At 69.7% G+C, this 469-nt stretch carries 1 pseudogene; it reads right to left on the bottom strand.

The window, feature by feature from the left end:
* Positions 1-190 precede the first annotated feature (190 nt).
* Positions 191-469, bottom strand: a pseudogene (locus LPA54_RS37770) (hypothetical protein); the annotation flags it as partial.

Below are 469 nucleotides of genomic sequence, written 5' to 3'. Positions count from 1 at the left end.
GCGCATGGCGTGGCGGGACGGGCAATATCTGTTCACGCCACTTCAACGCCGCATGGCGCAAAGCGATTAGGCCCAGCCTGACGGAGTACGCGTCGAGGGCGAAGTCCTGTGGCCGGTCCAGCCGTTCGGCGCCCCGGCCTGGGGAGGGGGCCGAAGCAGCCCTCGGTCCCCTCCCCTCGTCCCCGACCGGTCAGAGCCAGGAGTCCCAGATGCCGTACGCCGTCAATCGCGTCGCGGCCTCCGCACCCGAGGCGTCGAGCCGTACGACGCGGTAGTAGTACAGGCCGAGCCGGTCCTCGTTCACCGTCGTGTCCATGTAAAACGCCGTGTCGCCCGTCGCGCCCTCCGCCAGGGTGGTGTAGGAGGCGGTGGCCGGGTCCCAGCGCTCCACCCGGTAGCTCGCGAAGCGGGAACAGTCCCCCAGGCCGGAGCTCGCGGAGCAGCCGACGTACAGATTCGGATACTGGCC

It is taken from the genome of Streptomyces sp. DH12, from assembly GCF_020873895.1.
Lineage (GTDB): Bacteria > Actinomycetota > Actinomycetes > Streptomycetales > Streptomycetaceae > Streptomyces.
The sequence above is the reverse complement of the archived record's forward strand: the minus strand, read 5'-3'. Positions and strand labels throughout refer to the sequence as shown.